Source organism: Rhodococcus erythropolis R138, assembly GCF_000696675.2.
Lineage (GTDB): Bacteria > Actinomycetota > Actinomycetes > Mycobacteriales > Mycobacteriaceae > Rhodococcus_F > Rhodococcus_F erythropolis.
Genome location: NZ_CP007255.1, coordinates 2,687,727 through 2,707,500 on the forward strand (window position 1 = coordinate 2,687,727; position 19,774 = coordinate 2,707,500).

The following is a 19,774-nucleotide window of genomic DNA, read 5'->3' on the forward strand; positions in this document are numbered from 1 at the left end:
CGGTACCTGTTCCGCCTCCAGTGTCGTCGGGGTACGGTCGAACCGAACATGAATCCGGTTTCGAGTGCGAAGGAATCCCGATGAACCTGGCATTGACCGACGAGGAACTAGCGTTCCGCGACGAGATGCGGACGTTCTTCCGTACGCAAATCCCCGCGGACATCAGGGAGGCGTACGCCCACGGCGAGGAGTTGGGGCGCGACCGTATGGTCGAGGCGCAGCAGATCCTCAATGCTCACGGTCTGGCGGTACCGCACTGGCCGGTCGAGTGGGGCGGCAAGGACTGGACCCCGGTCCAGCACAACATCTGGCTCGACGAACTTCAGCTTGCGTCGGTCCCCGAACCGTTGGCGTTCAACGCCAACATGGTCGGTCCGGTCATCGCAGCCTTCGGCTCGCAGGAGCAGAAGGAGAAGTTCCTTCCCGCGACCGCGAACCTCGACATCTGGTGGTGCCAGGGATTCTCCGAACCCGAGGCCGGCTCCGACCTCGCTTCGCTCAAGACCCGCGCGGTCCGCGACGGCGACGACTGGGTCATCAACGGTCAGAAGACCTGGACGACGCTGGGACAGTACGCCGACTGGATCTTCTGCCTCGTGCGTACCAATCCCGATGCGCCCAAGCGCCAGGCAGGTATCTCGTTCATTCTGGTCGACCTGAAGACGCCTGGAGTCACGGTCCGCCCGATCAAGCTGATCGACGGCGGCTACGAGGTCAACGAAGTGTTCTTCGAGGACGTCCGCGTTCCGGGAGAGAACCTGGTCGGTGAAGAGAACCAGGGCTGGGGCTACGCCAAGTTCCTGCTCGGCAACGAGCGCACCGGTGTCACCCGCGTCGGTTTCTCGAAGGTTCGTCTGGCCCAGGCCAAGGCACGCGCTGCCGAGGTCAAGGTCGGTAACGGGACCCTGCTCGAAGATCCGCTCTTCGCTGCTCGCCTCGCCGAACTCGAAAACGAATTGCTTGCGCTCGAGCTCACTCAGCTCCGGGTGGTCGCCAGTTCCGCTGACGGCCAGCCGAACCCGGCGTCGTCGCTGCTCAAGCTTCGTGGCTCCGAATTGCAGCAGGCGAGCGTCGAATTGCTGATGGACGTGGCCGGCCCTGATTCACTGCCGTACGACGCGGGCAGCGACATCGCCTCCGCGAGCTGGGCGCAGCACACTGCCCCGACGTACCTGAACTACCGCAAGGTATCCATCTACAGCGGATCGAGCGAAGTGCAGCGCAGCATCATCGCCTCCTCGATCCTCGGATTGTGAGGCGTGGCATGGACTTCGAACTGAACGACGAGCAGAAGCTTCTCCGCGACACCACCAAGGACCTCCTCTCGCGTAGCTACGACGCCGAAAAGCGCAACGCGATCATCGACTCCGATCCAGGGTGGAGTCCGCAGGTCTGGAAGCAGTTGGCCGAGGTCGGCTTGCTCGGCCTGACGTTCTCCGAGGACGACGGCGGCATGGACGCGGGCCCGGTGGAAATCGGTGCGGTCATGACCGAGATCGGTCGACGCTTGGCCCCCGAACCGTTACTCGACGCGGTCGTGACGCCGGGCGGGCTCATCTCCGAAGGCGGCAGCGCAGAGCAGCGCTCGTCGATTCTTCCCGGAGTGGCCGAGGGCACCACGTTCCTCGCGTTCGCCGATCAGGAACCCGGAATCCGTTGGCCGGCAACCGAACGGGCCACCGCGGCGGCGCAGGTCGAGGGCGGCTGGACCATCACCGGTATCAAGAATCCCGTTGGCCACGGCGCGACTGCAGACATCTTGGTCGTGAGCGCTGCGCTCCCTGGCGGTGGCGTCGGACTGTTCCTCGTCAAGAGCGATGCCTCCGGCCTGGTACGCAAGTCCTACGCCACTCACGACGGGTTGCGCGGTGCGCAGATCGAGTTCACCGATACTCCGGCCGAAGCACTCGGTGAGGGCGGTGACGCTTCTGCTCTGATCCAGGCCGCGCAGATCCGTGAGCAGGCCGCGCTGTGTGCCGAGGCTGTCGGAGCGATGGAAGAGGCGCTACGCCTGACCACCGAATACCTCAAGACGCGTAAGCAATTCGGAGTTCCGCTCGCGAAGTTCCAGACGCTGACGCACCGCGCCGCCGACCTGTACGTCTCGCTCGAGTTGGCGCGCAGCATGAGTCTGTACGCAACGATGTCCCTTGCCGACGGCGTCGTGGATCCGGTGATCGCTTCGCGGGTGAAGTTGCAGATCGGGCGCTCGGCTCGGCTCATCGGCCAGGAAGCGATCCAGATGCACGGTGGTATCGGTATGACCGCCGAATACCCGGTGGGTCATTACGTGAGTCGCCTCGTCGCCATCGAGCACACCCTCGGCAGCACCGAAGACCATCTCCGGGTGTTGGCCGCCGGCGTGGCTGATCACGAGATGGTCAGCGTCGTCTGATCTTTCACGATCAACCGAAGGGTCGCATTCCGTTCGCGGAGTGCGACCCTTCGTCGTTCAGCGGTGAGAGCGTAAGACGTCCAAGCGGAGTCGACGCTGCTCGATGTTGACCGCACTGTCGGTGAACGCTTGTTGCCAGCCGGGGTCGCTCGTTCTGGACGCGGCGCTGCGGAGCAGTGGTATCGCCTCGAAAGGGAAGCGCGCCTGCACGCTTCGCAGAGTGGAAAAGTGACTGTGCCGCGAGTGAATGCCCAAGTCCTCACCCGTCGCAGCATGCTCCATCGCTTCGTTCTCCAAGGCGTTCAACAACTTTTCGGCGACGGCCAGGGGCCATGGACGGTCGATGCCGTCGAGTAGTGCGCTGCCGTCGACGCCCAAAAGGTATTCGTCCGCGTGGCCGGCAACGATGTATTCGACGCGCTCGCGTGGGTCCGCGATGGCGACGATTCTCCGGTCGGTCGTGCGCCCGTCCCGCTCCAGAAATGCCGACGCCCACGCTGTGTTCTTCTGAAGAACTGTTGCAGCAGTCCATGATTCGATCATCACGGTGCGCCATTGCTTCTCGATGGGGATGGTGAGGGCCTCGCGTGGCGAACCGGCCATCGATTCCCACAGCGTCAGTGGAGTGGCGGTCACGACTTGCCGTAACCACCAGCGCCGGATGCCTTTGTTCTTGTAGTGGACGTCTTCGATGCCGTCACGAAATGCGTGGTCGTCGAGCGAGCCTGGCAACCGGACGGCAAGGCGCGGTCGCAACGGCTTCGTCTCGAGCCGGACCCACGACTTAGCCCGAGTGACCATGCGAGAGGCAAAAGGAGATCGGGGGAGTTGCCGTAGTAGTTGAATTGCACGCTCACGAACCCGCACGGCTGGATCGTCGAGTGCACGCTCGAGGAGGGTGTGATCGTGTTCACCCAGTCCGACCTCGAGGTGATCGAGGAAGTGCAGGCGGTTTGCGGTGGGCTCGTCGTCCCAGGCGATCTCGAGCTCCTCGCTCGCCAGTTCCGGGTCGACCGTACGTATGTAATCGAACCAGGCCGTACGGTCGTTCGGATCGGGCGATAGCCACAGTTCGTCCCGGCGTGACCCGATCCGCCGCAATTGGGCCCAATCGGGATTCTGCTCCGCCAGGTACTGCCCGCATCGACCGGCGAGGCGAAGGAGCGCCTCGCGGTGCTCGGGATACTTCAGCGCGGCTTCCATGAAGAGCGGAACACTGGCCGCGGGCGCGAGGAATCCGCGTTGGTCGGCCATCGCGAACCATTCCGCGAGAGTCCAGGAACGTACCTGCAACAACGACTGGAGTTGTTCGATCGCGAGATCGGGAAGTAGTGGTTGAACCGCTGGAGGAGTCCGCGGTGCGCGCGAGTGACCTGCTTGCGCGTCTGATCGCAGGGAGGTCACCCGCCTACGGTATGGCAGAGGTGCGTCGACTTCGGGAGCAGGGGTCGGGCGCGTGTCGGCAGATTCTGGAACAGTGGTAACCGGCACCCAGCAGGAGGCGTGAGATGACGGATGGCCGTGAGATGGCAGACGGAAATGGCGACGTCTTTGTCGTGGCGTCGGTGACCGAACGGCGAACGCTCATCTCCACCCGAGTCAGGGAGTGGTGTGCGGCGGGGACAGTCGAGTCGAACCGGCCGGAGTTGTCCGACGATGTCGCACTGCTGATCGCCGGCGGCTATGCGGACGAGTCGACGCGGTCGATCCTGGCGAACCGGCGCAGTGTCGGACGTTCGTTCCCGGAGATCGGCGGCTTTTCGGAGTTGAGGTATCTCACCGACGAGCTGGCCCGCACCAGGCGTCGACTGCTCGCGACACGCATCGGTCCCGTTCAGGTTGTCCTCGAACGGCGGGTGCAGACGCTGGACAAGCGCGTTCAGTCGATGCGATCGGCGATCGTGCATTCCAATCGTCATTTCGCGAGCAGCGTCCGTGCCATCCGCAAGGACCGCCGCGACGGTCTCCATCTCGACGTCGAGCAGCGCGAGGCTCTCTTTGCCGGGCTCACCTGCACGCCGGTTCCGGCCAAGCTGCCGGTGGGTCTCGGTGTCGTGGCCAGCAGTGGAAACGCAGCACTCGACAAACTCGCCGCCCAGTTCGGGAAGGTCCAGGGAACCGGTGTCATCGCCGATGCCGGAAGACGTATCGCGGAAGTCCTCGACGGACTGGTCGATTCCGAACCCGAAGGATGCGCCGGTGAGTACGACGCCCTGCTTTACCTCGCCGGGAATCTTTTCGACCGGATCGAGAGTTCCAGCGCGTGGCATTCCGATCACTTCGTCATTCAACGTAATCAACTGGACTTGGCAGACGAGATCACGCAGATCGCGGTCGATACCGTAGCGCTGCGTTCGATACTCGCAGAGCTGGACGACGCGGCTGCGCTGGCACGTGACGAGGGAACCCGAGCCGGGATCGCTTCGCGAAGGGAAGCGCTCGGCACGGTCTGGGACCAGCTGGTCGAGCGCGTCGCGGCGCTCGCGCGGATCGGTGACCTGGTCGCACGGGCCGAGGATCAGTTGAGTTCGCAGCGCGCGGTTGCGCATGCAGCGAGCCTCGACAGCCGGATCGACGACCTACTCGCGCGCTCTGGTTCACGTGAACTTTCGGCTGCCAACACGCACTACGTCGGGGATCAATTCGACGGTGTGGAAGAACTGATGTTCGCTCACCGGGCGGCGCTTTACGGGGACATTGCACTGCTGACCTCCGGGAACGAGCGTCGGGCGCCGTAGTCAGGCTGTCGCCGGAGCTGTAAGGTCGAAGGTACTGACCGGCCGCACGATCGAAGAACAGGCCGAGAATTCGCTCATTGCTCGACCCCGATGCCGATCCGGTGATGCGGGCGTACCCGCTCGAGACAGGTCGATCATGGAAGACACCGCAAGCCGCGGCATCAATGCGTTCATTTCCGAAGCTACGCAGCGTGGGGGCAAGGCTGTCCGCCTCACGCACTCACGTCGTAATCCCGTCGAGGTGACGGGCGCAGACGGCATCAGCCGAATCGTCCGAGTGCGTTCCAAGCTCGACGGTGACTGGCAGGCCAGGCGTCAGGACGAGTCGCTCGAGAGCGACGACACGCGCTCCGAGTTCTGGGTGTTCGTCGACCTGGCTGCAGACCCGCACGAGTTCTTCATGCTGCCCTCCAACGAGGTTGCGGACGACATCCGTGCCGAGGTCGACCTGTGGATCATGGACAGCCCCGGACGCAATCGCACCGGACATCACGCGATTCCGCGCGGACGCGTCGTGCACGGTCACGATCGTTGGGATGCGCTGGGCCTGGCCGCGGTCAAGGATCCGAGCATTTACGTGGAGGCCCCGGTTGCGACCAAGCGCAAGACGTCGCCGGTCGCCGCGAAGAAGCGTCGCGCCAGCGGTGTCGAGGAGATCGAAGTTGTCGACAATCGCCTCGAGATGACGGCTGATTGCCATGGATACCGCTGGGTCGGACGTTTCGACGAAAGCACCGAGGTCGTCGAGATCATGCGCGGACCGATGGAAGGCCGCCGATTCCCTGATCCGACCGCGGCCGCCAATGCCGTGACCGGTCACATTTCAGGCGACACCGAGAGCCATGACGGCTGGTCGTTCTGGACGATCAACAACACGGCCCTCGGCGCTCATCTCAAAACTGCTTGATTTCAGGCGCCGACTGCCGCCGACACCCGTTCGAGAGTGTCCAGTTCATTCGACGACAGCACCAGATTCGGGGCGTCCAGTAGCGCCGGGAGCTGCTCCGGCCGGCTGACGCTCGCGATCGGTGCGGTGATGCCAGGTCGAGTCAGCAGCCAGGCCAGCGCGACGGTCGAGATCTCGCTGTCGTGTGCCTGCGCGATTGTTGCCAGTTCCGCGACGACGTCGAGTCCGGCGTCGCTGAAGTATCCGGCGGTCAGTCGTTCGCGGGAGCTGCCTTCGATGTCCGCGCGGGTCTTGTACTTTCCGGTCAGGAAGCCGGAAGCGAGAGCGAAGTACGGGAAGACGCTGATGTTGTTGTCGGTGGCGATCTGCGCGAGTTCGGGTTCGTACGACTTGCGGTGCACCAGGTTGTAGTGCGGTTGCAGCGCGATGGGCGCGGCGTACCCGTTCTCCTCGGTGATCCGCAGCCACTCCCGGACGCGGTCGGGGCTGTAGTTGGAGATTCCGAGATAGCGAACCTTGCCCGCGACGACCAACGCATTGAAGGCTTCGAGAGTTTCCTCGAGCGGAGTCTGCGGGTCGTCGAAATGTGCGTAGTACAGATCGATGCAGTCCGTCTGCAGGCGCTGCAGCGACGCCTCAGCTGCGGCCGCGATGTTGTCGGCCTTCAGTCCCTTGAAATCGGGATGGCTACCCACCTTGGTGGCGACGACGATGTCGTTCTGCAGTCCCCGATCGGTGATCCATTTCCCGATGATCGTTTCGGATTCCCCGCCGGAATTGCCGGGAGCCGACGCCGTGTACGAGTCGGAAGTGTCGATGAAGTTTGCACCGGCTTCGGCGAACGAGTCGAGGATCTCGAAGGACGTCTTCTCGTCTGCCGTCCATCCGAAAGGGTTGCCGCCCAAGCTAAGTCGGAAGATGTCGAGGTCCGAATTTCCGATGATCGCCACTGTGTGGAACTCCCGTCGATGAAGGTGGTCGCTGCATCCCGCACCGTACCCTCTCACGGCGCTGACGATGGCGCGCCCTCGCCAGGTTCGCCGAAAAATGTATCGGATCGTGATTGCCGCCGTCGGTGTTGGGTATGGCCTCAAATACTGAATTCTTCGATGGACTGCTGATAGGAGCGTCCGATGATGATTGTCGACGAAGCCACCCGCGTCGTTCGTGGTGTGGCAGACGCAACGACGACGGTGGCTGGAGCCGTCGGTGGTGGAGTGATCGGTGGAGTGACGGGCGGGATACGCGGAACGGCGGAGGGCGTCCGAGACGGAATTCGTGCGGGTAGTTCCTCGACGCCGACCGCGGTTCTCACGATGGCCGCCGTCGGCGCGGCGGGATTGGTGGAGTGGCCGGTGCTCTTGGCGGTCGGCGGCACGGCCCTGGTACTTCACGAATGGGATCGCAAGAGCGCGCGGCCCGATCGTGCGGTCAAGGCGGTTGGGCGCGCGACCAAGACGGAACCGGCAAAGAAGGAATCGAGCGGAAACTCCCACAAGGCGGCCAGTCGGTCGCAGGATCGAACTCACAGTTCTTCGCACACTCGATCCACTCACTGATGTTCTCAGCGATGGCCCGGCGTGCGGTGTCGGTGGCAACTTTGCCGCCGCGCCTGGCGTTGTCGGGTCTGGCGTTGGTCGGTGGTTCGACGATTCCGCGGACCGCTGTCAGTGACGTGGCGCTGCGGACTGGCACTCTTGCGCTGGCGGGCGTCGGGATGATTCCTGCAGCAGCGGGATCGATTCTTCGTGCGCCGCGAATGCCGGGTTCCGCCTATGTCTCGGCGGCGGTGTCGGCGATCAATTATCAACCCCGGGTGCGTCGGCGAATCGAACAGCGCCTTGGCCGTTCGCTCACCGACTTCGCATTGGAGTCGGCGACGTCGTTCGCGGATGTTCTGACCTATGCGCCTGCGTCATTGGGCGTGGATTTCGGGCTGCGGACGATGCTGCTGCGCGAAACTCTGGCGGCGCGAAACTCTCGGCTGGTGTGGCCACTCGAACCTGGCGCTCGCGGTTCTTCCACGAGGCGTGACCCGAGTGGTCCGGGGGAGCGTTATGCCGACAGGATCGCTGGGGTTCAGCTGGCGGCTGGGGCTGCACTGGCTACCGTGTCTGCCGGCGGTGACACCGTTGCGACGAGCATCAAGGTTTCGGCGCCGCGGCCGCTTCGGATGTCACGCGAATCGTTCGCTGCTGGTTTGTCATACGGTCTGTGGCGGACGCACCACGTCGCCGTTTCGGACCCCGCGGCTCTACGCATGCTCGATCGTGTCGATACCGTCCTCGTCGATCCGAGTGTCCTTTTCGACGACGCGCTCCGGGTTTCCGACATACGAGAGGTGTCCGAGTCGGACCGCGTCGTGGTGTGGGCACATGCCAGGGAAGCGCTTGACGCCGGCTCGCTCGGGGTCGGAAGACACCGCATCGACGGCGCCGAAGTTGTCGTAAGACCGGTGCGAAAAGGGTTGGCGGAATCACTGATAGGTGAGATACGCGCGAGCGGAGTCGCAGCGGCCACGATCGACGACGACGGGCTCGGATCACTGCGAAGCGGATTCGACGAGCTCTATCCGGCGCCGTCGACTCCCGAAGCCGGCCTGCGCGAAGCTCTCTCGGCACTGGTGGCCGAGGGTCGGACAGTTGCGATCGTGTCCAGTAGGGCGATAGCGGGGCAGGCAGTGCTACGCATCGGGATTTCACCACCGAGTGGCGAGCACTTGAGTGCCGACATCCACACCGACTTGGCCGGGGCGTGGCGGGTCGTCCATGCGCTCTCGGCTGCCCGAACAGCGACGAGGCGCGGCGTCGAACTCTCCTCGGGTTCTTCGGCATTGGGTGCCTTGATTATGCTTCCGGGAGTTCGGGGGGCTGGGCCGGGGCCGGTCACGGCTGGTTCGGCCGCGGGACTGTGGACCGGATACACCTTGTCCCGATCTGTGATTCAGTCTCCCGCCCCTGTCGGTGCTCCGAGCGATAGCTGGCATGAGATGGACGGTGATTCTGTCGTTCGCGAACTCGCCGAATCCGTCCGGCATACGCCGCAGCGCGCCGACGCTCGTGTGCGAGCGCCCGCACGCTTCAGGTTGATCCGTGACGGATTGTCGGCGTTGCGAACAGAATTGGCGGATCCACTCACGCCGGTGTTGGCAACCGGCTCGGCGGCCAGTGCAGTCCTCGGTTCACCGGTAGACGCCGTCCTGGTCGGTTCGGTTTTGGTCGGCAATGCCGCGATGTCCGCTGTTCAACGACTTCACTCGGAACGGGCAGTGCAGCGACTTTTGCGGACTCAGGAACCGGTAGCTCGGCGAGTAACCAACGTTGGCGAGGTCGAGACTGCGGCAGACGCGCTCGAACTCGGTGACGTCGTGGCCCTCGAGTCCGGGGACATCGTGCCCGCCGATTGTCGACTGTTGAGCGCCGAATCGCTGGAAGTCGACGAGTCGTCGTTGACGGGGGAGTCCATGCCCGTCGACAAGCAGACCGACCCGACCCCTGGGATGCCCCTGGCCGAGCGAAGGTGCATGGCCTATGCCGGGACAACAGTGCTTGCCGGCTCCGGTCGTGGCGTGGTCACGGCCACCGGAGCTCGAACGGTGATCAGGCGCGCCGATGTTGGTGTATCCCGATCCGGACCTGCTGTGGGCCTGACCAACAGACTGCGCGAACTCACCAGGGCGACTCTGCCGGCCAGTATCGGCGGCGGAGCGTTGGTGACAGTCGCGGGTCTGATTCGTGGTACCGGTCTCCGCCGCGCCGTCACCGGAGGTGTGGCCGTTGCCGTGGCCGCCGTGCCGGAGGGATTGCCTCTGGTTGCGACCCTGGCTCAGCAGGCGGCAGCTCGAAGGCTCACTGCAGCAGGAGTGTTGGTGCGTGCTCCACGTTCGATCGAAGCGCTCGGCCGTGTCGACGTGGTCTGCTTCGACAAGACCGGAACCCTCAGTGAGAACAAGCTACGGGTGGCCGCGGTCGAACGCGTCGACGGTTGGGGCGAAAGTGAGATTTTGGAAGTTGCGGCGCGCAGTGCTCTGGGAAGTCGCGACGATCGCGTGTTTCATTCGACGGACGCCGCTGTGGTCGATGCGGCCGAACAAGCTCTGGACGAGGCTCGGGTTTTCGGTGCTGCCGACGCGCTCAACCTCGTTCCGTTCAGGTCTGGGCGGCCGTACTCGGCGGCCCTACTGGGCAGACGGATCGCACTGAAGGGTTCACCGGAATTCGTGGCGGAGGCAGGGCGGGATCCGAATGCTGTGTCGGCGAAGCACGTTCAGAGCATGGCCGGACGCGGACTGCGGGTGGTTGCCGTCGCACAGCGCGAGTTGTCGGAACACGATGCGCGACGCGCTGCGGAGGACTCGGAATTTCTCGAACAGTGTTGCTCCGAGGGGTTGGAAGCGGTCGGCCTTCTCGGACTCTCGGACACGCTGAGACCCGAAGCAATGCAACTTGTTCGAGAACTTCAAGGCAACGGACAGCAAGTGCGCGTGCTGACGGGGGATCATCCGACAACAGCGGCGGCGGTCGCCACCGAACTGGGGATGGATGTGGCGCGCGAGGACGTGGTCACCGGTCCGGACTGGGAGAACTTCTCTCGCGCAGAACGACGGAACGCCGTCCGCGGCAGCAGCGTCTTTGCGCGCGTGACACCCGAGCAGAAGGTCGAGATCGTGCAAGCGTTGGAGACTGACGGGCGCGTGTGCGCCATGGTCGGTGACGGCGCGAACGATGCTGCGGCGATCCGAGTTTCCAGCGTGGGAATCGGGGTGGCGTCGACTGACAGCGATCCGGCGCGCGGCGCCGCAGACATCGTGCTCCTCGACGGCCGTGTCGGCGGATTGACCGACGCATTGGACGAGGGCAGTCAATTGTGGCGGCGGGTCAGATCAGCGGTGGGGGTTTTGCTCGGAGGCAACGCGGGTGAAGTCGCATTCGCTCTGATCGGTTCTGCGCTGTCCGGCGAATCACCGCTCAACGCAAGGCAGTTGCTACTGGTCAATCTGATGACGGACGCCTTGCCCGCTGCTGCGCTTGCGGTGAGCACCCCGTCCGAGAACGGATCCGAGAAGTCCGAACAGATGGACACTCATGCGTTGTGGCAGACGATCGCTGTCCGCGGCGGTGCCACGGCAATCGGTGCGCTGGCAGCGTGGCTTCTGGCCCGGACGAGCGGCAGGCGGCGGCGAGCGTCGACGGTGGCGTTGGTTGCCCTGGTGGGCACCCAACTGGGGCAGACGCTGCTCGAATCGCGCAGTCCGCTGGTGGTCGCAACAGTTGCCGGGTCCGCTGCGGCGCTGGCGACGCTCGTCAGCACACCGGTGGTGAGCCAATTTCTCGGTTGCACGCCGCTCGGTCCGATTGGGTGGGGCCAAGCAGTGGGCTGTGCGTCGGCAGCGACGCTGCTGGCGGCGCTGGCTCCGCGGGTGTTGGAGCGGATCGCCGCAACTGAGGAGACTGGAACTGAGGAGAGCGCGGAAGGTCAGTCGACGATTCGCAAGATCCCGACGCGGACGAGCACCGCGTACACCTCCCGAACCGGGGGAGTCAGCGCTCGCGACAGCGTGGAAATCAGCGAAGCGGAAATCAAAGAAGCGGAAACCCGTGAATCGGACACGCTTGTGAGCGTCGCTGCTGGAAGTGACACGTCGCCGAACTCCCGGGCGACCCGAGATGAATCCTGAGGAATCGTGACATGTCCCAGAACACCGTCGACCAAAGGAACCCCGTCGATCACCGCGCGGTAGTGGAATCCGTCCGTTCGGCACGGAGCTTCGAGTTGGAGCTACCGATCGTCGGTGCCATTCCGGTTCCGAGACCCGAGCAGATCGCCTATTTTGCGGTGATGGGACTGATGGTTGCGTTCGAGATCATCGAGTGGCCCGTGGCAGTCACCATCGCGGCGGGGCATCTGCTCGCAACAGAGCAGCACAATCACGTCCTCGAAGAGATCGGAGAGGCGCTCGAGGGCGTCTGATGCCGGCGCGGTGCGGACGCAAATCGAGCGGCCCCGCATTTCGCGGGACCGCTCGACGTGCGGAGAAACTTACTGCGCGAGTGCGCGCTTCATGCCGCGTTCGACTGCTGCGATGATCTGCGGACGCAGTTCTGCGGCAGGGACGATCTCATCCACCGAGCCGACCTCTCGGGCCCGCTGGATGTTGTGGATCGCTTCGAATTCGGATGCCACTTCGCCGAGCTTGTCGGAGCGGACGGCGATGCGCTGAGCGTTCAGTTCGACGCGCAGGTGTGCTTTCTCCGTGTCGTCCTTGGCTGCTGCCAAGTCTGCTTCCAGTTGCTGCACCTTCGGGTCGTTGTTGGTGCGGGTGTTCACCTCACGGGTGAAGACCACTGCGGCGGCGGGGGCGCCGCCGAGTACCGAGGCGAACGAACCTTCGACAGCAAGAACTTCCATGTTGTCGTTGAGCGCACCGGAGAATACGACGAACGCGCCGCCGTGGTAGCGGGAAACGACGCAGAACACGATCGGTCCGTCGAAGTTGACGATGGCGCGGCCGATCTCGGCGCCGTACTCGAGCTGGATGTTGCGCAGCGACTCCGGGGAACCGTCGAAGCCGGACAGGTTGGCCAGCACCACGATCGGACGGTTGCCGCTCGCAGCATTGATCGCGCGGGCAGTCTTCTTCGACGAGTTCGGGAACAGCGTTCCCGACGTCCAGGTGTCGGGACCGTCGGCGGGGAAGTGCCCCTTACGTGGGATCGCGCGGGATTCGATGCCCACCACTGTGACCGGATGTCCGGCGAGGTGCGCGTCCAGAACGACCGAGGTGTCGGCGCCGGCCATGTCGGCCCAACGCTCGAGAACCGAGTGGTCCTGGTCGACCACCGAACGCATCACGGTGCGAATGTCGAAGGGCTTCTTGCGATCCGGGTTCTTCGCCGAGGAGAAGATGTCGCCGACCGTCTCGAAGTCGCTCGACGGGTGGGTGTGCGGGAAGCTACGTACGTCGCGATCGACGGGGTCCGTCGTCGCTGCGCGACGCGGGAACCGTTCGCCGGGAGCGAGGTACGAGTGTGCGTAGTGACGGAACAGGATCTCGCACGCCGCAGTGAGGTCGGGGGCCCAGTACTGCGCCTGGCCGTTGGGGCCCATGACGCGGTCGTAACCACCGATACCGAAGTTGTCCTCGGCCGACACACCACCGGAGTAGTCGAGAGACTGCTTGCCGGTCAGCACCATCGCGCTGTCCGGGGTCATCACCAGAATGCCCTTGGTGTGCATCAACATGGTGGCTTCGGCGTTCCAGTAGGGCTGAGCGCCGACGTTGATTCCCGTGACGACGATATTGATTTCGCCGCCGTTCTGGGTGAAGGTGATGATCCGGCGCAGGCCACGGGAGACCCAGTCCATGTTCTCGGTGCCGCTCTCCATCGAGATGGTGGCACCCGAGGACAGCGCAAACCACTCGACCGGAGCGTTCAACTTCTCGGCCAGGTCGATGGCAGCGACCACACGTGAGCATTCGGCCTCGGCCACGGTACCGAGCGCCTTGGTGGGGTCACCGAAGAGCGCGACACGGGTCATTCCCTCGGGATAGCGCGGCGTCGGAGTGTTCACGAGGCCGACGACGATGCCGGCCTTGTTGAGCCCGTACGGACGCTCGACAGGTGAGAGGACGCCCGCTTCGTCGAAGTCGTGCTCGACGAAGGTGCCCTTGGTGCCGGTCAGGAGCGGAATCAGCTCGTACGGGTACACCGTGCCGCGTGCCCGCGAACTCTGGACCTTCTGGGCGTACGCGTCGAGGGGGAGCAGCGGTTCGGTGGGAGGGGTGGTCTTGTTGATGACCACACCGGCACCTGCGCGGTAGGAGAATCGCAGCGCAACTTCCTTGGGCGCGCCACCCTTTCGGTCCTTCAGGCGGGTGATGAGTGTGATCTCTTCGAGCCCGGCGCCGACGGTCAGTCGGGCTGCGTTCTGAGCGATCACGGAGAAGCGTTCGCTGGGAACGTCGGCGACCGGCCACACGTAGAGCACGACGCGGTTGGCTGCCAGTCGACGCTTGTCTCCGCGCTGGGACTGCGCACGGCGGATGCCGTCGAGGCACGCGGCAAGTGTGCGCTCGATGGCCGGAAGCGCAACCATCTGGCCTTCGTCGTCGAGCTGCGGTGTCACGTCACGGATTTCCGCGAGAGCGATCAGGCGCTCGTCCTTCGGGTTCTCCTTGGCGGAGAGGTGGAACAGGTAGGTGTTCTCCGGAGCCGGCAGGCGCTTGCCGTTGAAGTTCTTCAGGCGCCACATGTCCAGACGCTGACCCGTGAGCGGATGCATGTCGCGGATGATGTTGTCCTCGACAAGTTCACCGTCGATCGGGCGGAAGGTGACCCAGCGGACCGGCTCCCCATTCGGATTGCAGATGATCACAGTCGCGCGGCGGGACCGGGTGATCGTCTCGTTGCGCGAGAGTTCGGTGCGCAGCGTCTCGACGAGCGTGTCGCCGTCGGCGGGCTGATTCGGCCAGTCGAGGTAGATGTCGACTACCAGGCCGCGACCGGATGGAGCATCCTGCGCGATTGTGGCGACATCGTCGAGAGCCGTTCCGAGAGCGTCGAATTCGGCCACCGTCGAGACTAGATGTAGCCCGTCGCCCTTGAGGTCGAAGTTACCGGTCACGAAACGGCGGTCGACGTGCTCGAAAACGCGGACGTCTTCGAAGGAGTGAATCTTGTAGTAGCGACGCGTGATGACCTCGAGCAGAGGGCCGCCATCGCGGTTGCCAAGGTCGATCTTTCGACCCAACAGGTCCAGGAGCGGTTCGGGAGTGGCGACGAGGTTGGCGATTCGCTCGTCGAAATCGGCAGCGTCCGGCTGCTCTTCGAGGTAAGCGAGGTTGCCGCGTACTCCGTCGTAGACGTCTTCGCGAACCTTGCGGATGCGCGGCTCGTCGAAGAACCGGAAGCGAAGGTTGCGGGCGACGTCGCCGATGACGGGGTAGCGGACCTGCGTCGCGACGATGAGTCGATCGAGAACCTCGTTGAGCTCCTGAGCCGAGCAACCGGGAGCCTTGTCGCCGACGAGCCAGCCTTCGAGAAGTGCTGCAATGACCGGGATCTGGGCTTCCATGCGCTGCAGAGCCAGGAAGAGTCGGTACACCGCTTCCTCGACGGCCTGGCGATCTTCCAGATCGGTGACGTCGTAGTGGCGAAGTGCCCGTTCGAGTCTCGTGCGGAACGACGCCGGCAAACCTTCGCGCTCGGAGTCGAGTGAGTGCAGGAAGGTGTGGAAGTGCTCGCGGGGGCTGTGGACGGATTCGTCCTTCGCGGACTCACCCGAGGTGGGCTTGTTGCGCGAGAGTTCGCAGATGTCGGCGAAGGTGGTCAGCACAGCCAGTTCGGCCTGTACCAGTTCGCGGTCCTCGGATTCGAGTGCGCTGCGAAGTGCGTCGTACTCGGCCAGAACAGCATTTGCGTGCTTACCGCTGACGTCGTAGCCACTGATCATCGCGGTCAGTGCTTCGAGCTGTGCCAATGCGTCGTCGCGGGCGTCGGAACCGGAAGTTGCCGCCGGAAGATCGAATTGGACTCGCGGAGCCTTCTCCGTGACAGCTTCCTCGCTGACCTGGTCGACGCGCAGGAGCGGCGCGCCGGCATCGACCTGAGAGTTGACGGTAGCGAGAACTTCACGCACCTTGCCCGCGTACGGTGCGCGAACTGCGGTCTCCATCTTCATGGATTCGAGTACGACCAGGGTGGAGCCGGCTTCGACGTCGTCGCCGACCGCGACCGGTACAGCCACCACGACGGCGGGAGCCGGCGCGCGGACCACTCCGGCGTCGTCCTGGCTGATCTGGTGGCTGATGCCGTCGACCTCGACGAGATAGCGAGCCGGGCTCACGACGGAAACGACGTGGAAGCGCCGATCACCGATCACAAGCCGTGACTCGAAGTCGCCGAGACGATCGACGTCGACCTCGATGTCGCCGGCGTCTCCGTCGACGCGGTAGCGGTGCGGGCCGATACGCCCGACGGTCAGTTTGTAAGCCTGACCTTGGTAGTTGAGCTCGACGGTACGGCCGATCGCGTGGTTGGCGCGGGGACGGCCGCCGCGTGCCGAGGCGAGGAAGGCCGCACGCTCGAGGGACTCCTCGGCGTCGTAAGCATCGATAGCGGTGGCGATCAGTGCGACGTCCGCGCGGCGAGTGGTGCCGGTCAGGGCGCCCGTGCGGTCGAGCCAGCCGGTATCCGCGGATGCAGAGATGACCTCGTCGCGATCGAGTAGATCGAGGAGGAACGACTTGGTGGTGGTGCCGCCGTCGAGTACGACTGTGGTTTCACGAAGGGCGGTACGCAGGCGCGCAAGTGCCTCGGAGCGGTTGCGACCCCAGGCGATGACCTTCGCGACCATCGAGTCGTAGTCGGGCGGAATGACGTCCCCGGCAGCGATGCCGGTGTCGACCCGGATGCCGGAGCCTAGCGGGAACTTGAGGAGCTGAACCGTGCCGGGTGCCGGCGCGAAATCGTTGTCCGCGTCCTCGGCGTTGAGACGGGCTTCGACGGCGTGGCCGAATGCGGGCGGGCAGTCACCGACCAATTCGTCACCACTGGCGACCAGAATCTGCAGTTTGACGAGGTCGATTCCGGTGGTGACCTCGGTGATCGGGTGCTCGACCTGCAGACGGGTGTTGACCTCGAGGAACGTGAAGAGCTTGTTCTCGGGCTGGTAGAGGTATTCGACCGTGCCTGCGCCCTGGTATCCGGCTGCCTTGACCAGTTCGGCGGACACCTTCTTGAGGTGGTCAGACTGTTCTTCGGTCAGGACGGGGGAGGAGGATTCTTCGATGACCTTCTGGTTGCGACGCTGAATCGAGCAGTCGCGAACGCCCGGAGCCCAGACATTGCCGTGGTTGTCGGCGATGACCTGTACCTCGACGTGGCGTGCATCGGTGACAAGGCGTTCGAGGAAGACGACGGGGTCGCCGAAGGACCGCTCTGCTTCGCCCTGCGTGCGCTCGAGTGCAACTTCGAGTTCGTCTTCGGCCCAGACTTTGCGGATACCGCGTCCACCGCCGCCGCTTCGGGCCTTGATGATCAGGGGGTATCCGATGGACTGAGCATGACGACGAGCGTCGGCGCGCGTTTCGACCGGTCCGCCGCTCCACGGGGCGACAGGTACGCCGACCTTCTCGGCCAGGATCTTGGCGGCAACCTTGTCTCCGAGCAGGCGCATCGCGTCGGCGCTCGGGCCGATGAACGTGATGCCCAGTTTCGCGACGATCTCGGCGAAGGCGGGATCCTCGGCCACGAAGCCCCAGCCGACCCAGACTGCGTCGGCCTTGGCTGCGAGGAGTGCTCGCTCGAGTTCGGCGTAGTCGAGATACGGGCTGCCGGTGCCGGTGCTGCGCAGGGTCACACCCTCGTCGGCCTGGCGGACGAACATGGCGCGGCGCTCGGCCTCGGTGTGCAGTGCAATGACGCGAATGCCGTAGTCGTGTTCGGCGTTCAGTTCGCGTACAGCCCTGATCAGCCGGACCGCGGCCTCACCTCGATTGACCACTGCGATTCGTTTGAACATTGTCACTGCCACCGTCCTTGATGAGATTCTTCGTCACGTACGTTGCGATATGAGCCGACCGTGTCCCACATACCCGGATTACCTGGTTCGTGAACTACGCCGCGATGCGCTGTGTTTCCCCCGGTTGCGCGTCGGCAAGTGATTGCCCTTCCGGTTCGTAGAGTCCCCTGCGCTCAGGCACGGCGTGCCTTGTACGCCACCCTGCAGGCGTGGACTCAGAACCGCTCCAATCACGAATCAGCAACATATTGTGTCTGCTTCCAGGGAATCCCTGGTTTATCTAAGAATGCAGTATGTCGACGCTCATGTCACCTGGGCGAATTGAAGAATATTAGTCAACGTGAACCACGGTTACACTTATAGCGTTAAATCATTGCGGTGCAATGGAATTCGACCCTGTGACACGGATCACGATGGTAATGAAATTGGCAAGAAAGTGAATACTCGCTGGTAACAAAATCGCGTATTCGGAGAATTCTCCCGATTGCTCGATTATTACTGATCGGTACTACTGGCGAGTATTTTCTATGTCCCCTCGGACTGTATTCGAGAAATCGCCTTCGATGGTTGCAATGTGCTGTGCGATCGCGTCGAGTCCTGCGGGAGGGAGCTGCAATGCGTTGGCGAGAGCAAGCGAAGCCCGCTTGAAGTGCTCCACGAGTGGTTCGTACTTCGTGACCAGCCTCAGCCTGTCGGTCTCGCTCAGGTACTTCACGCTTCCCGCGTTGTCGACGAAGTCGCTGAACTTCACGAGGAACACTGCGGGATCCGCGATCGCGCGGATGACGTGATCCTGGTAGCCGGTGGTGTTGTCGTGCGGGTAGTCGATTGGATTGGTCACTGCCTCAACAAGTTCGGAGATTCTGTGGCCGAAGTGCGAGGCGATGAGTGTTGACGCACGTTCTTGCGCTTCGGATGCAGACATGTCGTCCGCAGTCCGGCCACCGAGGAGTGCGATGACGGCGTGTGGTCGGTCCTCGACCGTGTCGTGAAGCGCGGTTGCGCTCAGGATCTCGACATCGGAGCATCCGTACCGAAGCAGTCGCAACACATTTCGTAGGGGATGAACGATGTAGGGATCCTCGTTTGACTTGATCCCGTTCTTTCTGAACTGATCGAGGTGGGCGAGGGTCGCGACCTCCATGGCGAGCCGCAAGGTTTCACCCGGGAGAGCCATCTCGTCGACGGCGCTCTCGATCGCGAAGACCAGCGTCGCTGCGTCCATTTCCTTCAGAGGTAGCTGGTCGAATGCAGATCTGATCGGGTCGGAGTGGCTCATGGCGAACAGCCTTTCGTTTGGTGTAGGTGTCGCGACGAAAGTCTTTGTGAGAATCTGCCCTCGAACCGTGGTCGTCACCGGGCGTGGGGCGGAAGTCAGAATCATCTTGATTCTATCCGGCGACTACGACGGCAAGTGTTCCTAGCGTTGTGATCGAGGTGGGCGGGGAGTTTCGGTCGCCTCCATCACTGGAAGACTTGGGTAGGAAGAGGTTCGATGACCACGGAGGCGACCCTGGCGTCGTTTGTCGAGACTGTTGACACGGATGTCGACATCCATCCACTGGACGATCCTGTGCGACAAGGTCTTCGCGGACATCATGCGCAATTCGCTCGCTGGGCAGGGAGAGTTGCGCGATACGACCCGACAGTCGCTCCGTTTGTCGGTCATCCGCCCGAGTTGGACGCCGAAGACTGGGAGAACCTACGCACACTCGTAGGTCCAGGCGGCACAGTAGGTTTACGAGGATTTGATCATCAGCCGCCGGAAGGGTGGCGCGTTGTGGATCAGTTCGGCTCGGTGCAGATGGACGGTTCCGCACTCGAAGTCTCCGTTGATCCGTCGGTCGAACTTCTCGGAAGGGGCGACGTTCCCGAAATTCTGGCGTTGATCGAGCGCACCAAGCCCGGACCGTTTCTTCCTCGTACCGTCGAGATGGGGAGCTACTACGGCATTCGCGTCGACGGAAGACTTGTTGCCATGGCGGGGGAGCGGTTGCACCCTCCGGGATGGACGGAAATCAGTGCGGTGTGCACCGACAGCGACTTCCGAGGTCGAGGCCTGGGTACGACGCTGATCCGTGCCGTCGCTGCCGGGATTCGCGAACGCGGCGAGCTGCCGTTTCTCCATGCAGTGCAATCGAATACGAATGCGATCAGACTCTACGAATCGCTGGGGTTCGTTCTGCGGAAGAGATCCCGGTTGACTGCGGT

General features: G+C 63.6%; 12 protein-coding genes (1 of these 12 running past the window's edge). 8 read left to right on the forward strand and 4 right to left on the reverse strand.

The window, feature by feature from the left end; genetic code table 11:
- The first annotated feature begins 80 nt into the window (after positions 1–80).
- Positions 81–1,256, forward strand: coding sequence for an acyl-CoA dehydrogenase family protein (locus H351_RS12660; RefSeq protein WP_007736177.1), 1,176 nt, complete (start codon positions 81–83; stop codon positions 1,254–1,256).
- An 8-nt stretch (positions 1,257–1,264) separates the two neighbouring features.
- The gene (locus tag H351_RS12665; RefSeq protein ID WP_029255782.1) at positions 1,265–2,395 is read left to right on the forward strand and encodes an acyl-CoA dehydrogenase family protein; all 1,131 of its coding nucleotides are present in this window, start codon (positions 1,265–1,267) and stop codon (positions 2,393–2,395) included.
- A gap of 57 nt (positions 2,396–2,452) precedes the next feature.
- Here H351_RS12665 and H351_RS12670 read toward each other — a convergent pair whose 3' ends face one another.
- On the reverse strand, positions 2,453–3,799 hold the full coding sequence (locus tag H351_RS12670) for a DUF5691 domain-containing protein (RefSeq protein ID WP_029255781.1): 1,347 nt from the start codon (positions 3,797–3,799) through the stop codon (positions 2,453–2,455).
- Between the two features lie 104 nt (positions 3,800–3,903).
- Between H351_RS12670 and H351_RS12675 the strand changes: the two genes are divergently transcribed.
- Both H351_RS12675 and H351_RS12680 read left to right on the forward strand, forming a co-directional pair.
- On the forward strand, positions 3,904–5,133 hold the full coding sequence (locus H351_RS12675; RefSeq protein WP_051636484.1) for a hypothetical protein: 1,230 nt from the start codon (positions 3,904–3,906) through the stop codon (positions 5,131–5,133).
- Positions 5,134–5,269: 136 nt separating this feature from the next.
- On the forward strand, positions 5,270–6,040 hold the full coding sequence (locus H351_RS12680) for a hypothetical protein (RefSeq protein WP_019749294.1): 771 nt from the start codon (positions 5,270–5,272) through the stop codon (positions 6,038–6,040).
- A 2-nt stretch (positions 6,041–6,042) separates the two neighbouring features.
- On the opposite strand, the gene H351_RS12685 is transcribed toward H351_RS12680, so the two are convergent.
- Positions 6,043–6,990, reverse strand: coding sequence for an aldo/keto reductase (locus tag H351_RS12685; protein WP_007732210.1), 948 nt, complete (start codon positions 6,988–6,990; stop codon positions 6,043–6,045).
- Between the two features lie 183 nt (positions 6,991–7,173).
- On the opposite strand from H351_RS12685, the gene H351_RS12690 reads away from it, so the two are divergent.
- From H351_RS12690 to H351_RS12700, 3 genes are read left to right on the forward strand one after another with little or no spacing between them, the layout of a single operon-like run.
- The gene (locus H351_RS12690; RefSeq protein WP_029255779.1) at positions 7,174–7,599 is read left to right on the forward strand and encodes a hypothetical protein; all 426 of its coding nucleotides are present in this window, start codon (positions 7,174–7,176) and stop codon (positions 7,597–7,599) included.
- Complete coding sequence (locus H351_RS12695) at positions 7,599–11,717, forward strand: cation-translocating P-type ATPase (RefSeq protein WP_029255778.1); 4,119 nt, start codon at positions 7,599–7,601, stop codon at positions 11,715–11,717. Before H351_RS12690 ends, H351_RS12695 begins: the two co-directional genes overlap by 1 nt.
- Before the next feature lie 11 nt (positions 11,718–11,728).
- Positions 11,729–12,010, forward strand: coding sequence for a hypothetical protein (locus tag H351_RS12700; protein ID WP_021344953.1), 282 nt, complete (start codon positions 11,729–11,731; stop codon positions 12,008–12,010).
- Between the two features lie 69 nt (positions 12,011–12,079).
- On the opposite strand, the gene H351_RS12705 is transcribed toward H351_RS12700, so the two are convergent.
- A complete protein-coding gene (locus H351_RS12705) occupies positions 12,080–17,563 on the reverse strand; it encodes an ATP-binding protein (protein ID WP_029255777.1) in 5,484 nt (1,827 codons plus the stop codon).
- 508 nt (positions 17,564–18,071) lie between these two features.
- A complete protein-coding gene (locus H351_RS12710) occupies positions 18,072–18,842 on the reverse strand; it encodes an HD domain-containing protein (RefSeq protein WP_019749288.1) in 771 nt (256 codons plus the stop codon).
- 216 nt (positions 18,843–19,058) lie between these two features.
- Here H351_RS12710 and H351_RS12715 point away from each other — a divergent pair, with 216 nt between their 5' ends.
- Positions 19,059–19,774, forward strand: the 5' portion of a protein-coding gene (locus H351_RS12715) for a GNAT family N-acetyltransferase (protein ID WP_029255775.1). The gene runs 16 nt beyond the window's last position; 716 of the gene's 732 nt are visible here — the first part of the coding sequence; it begins with the start codon at positions 19,059–19,061; its stop codon lies beyond the right edge, outside the window.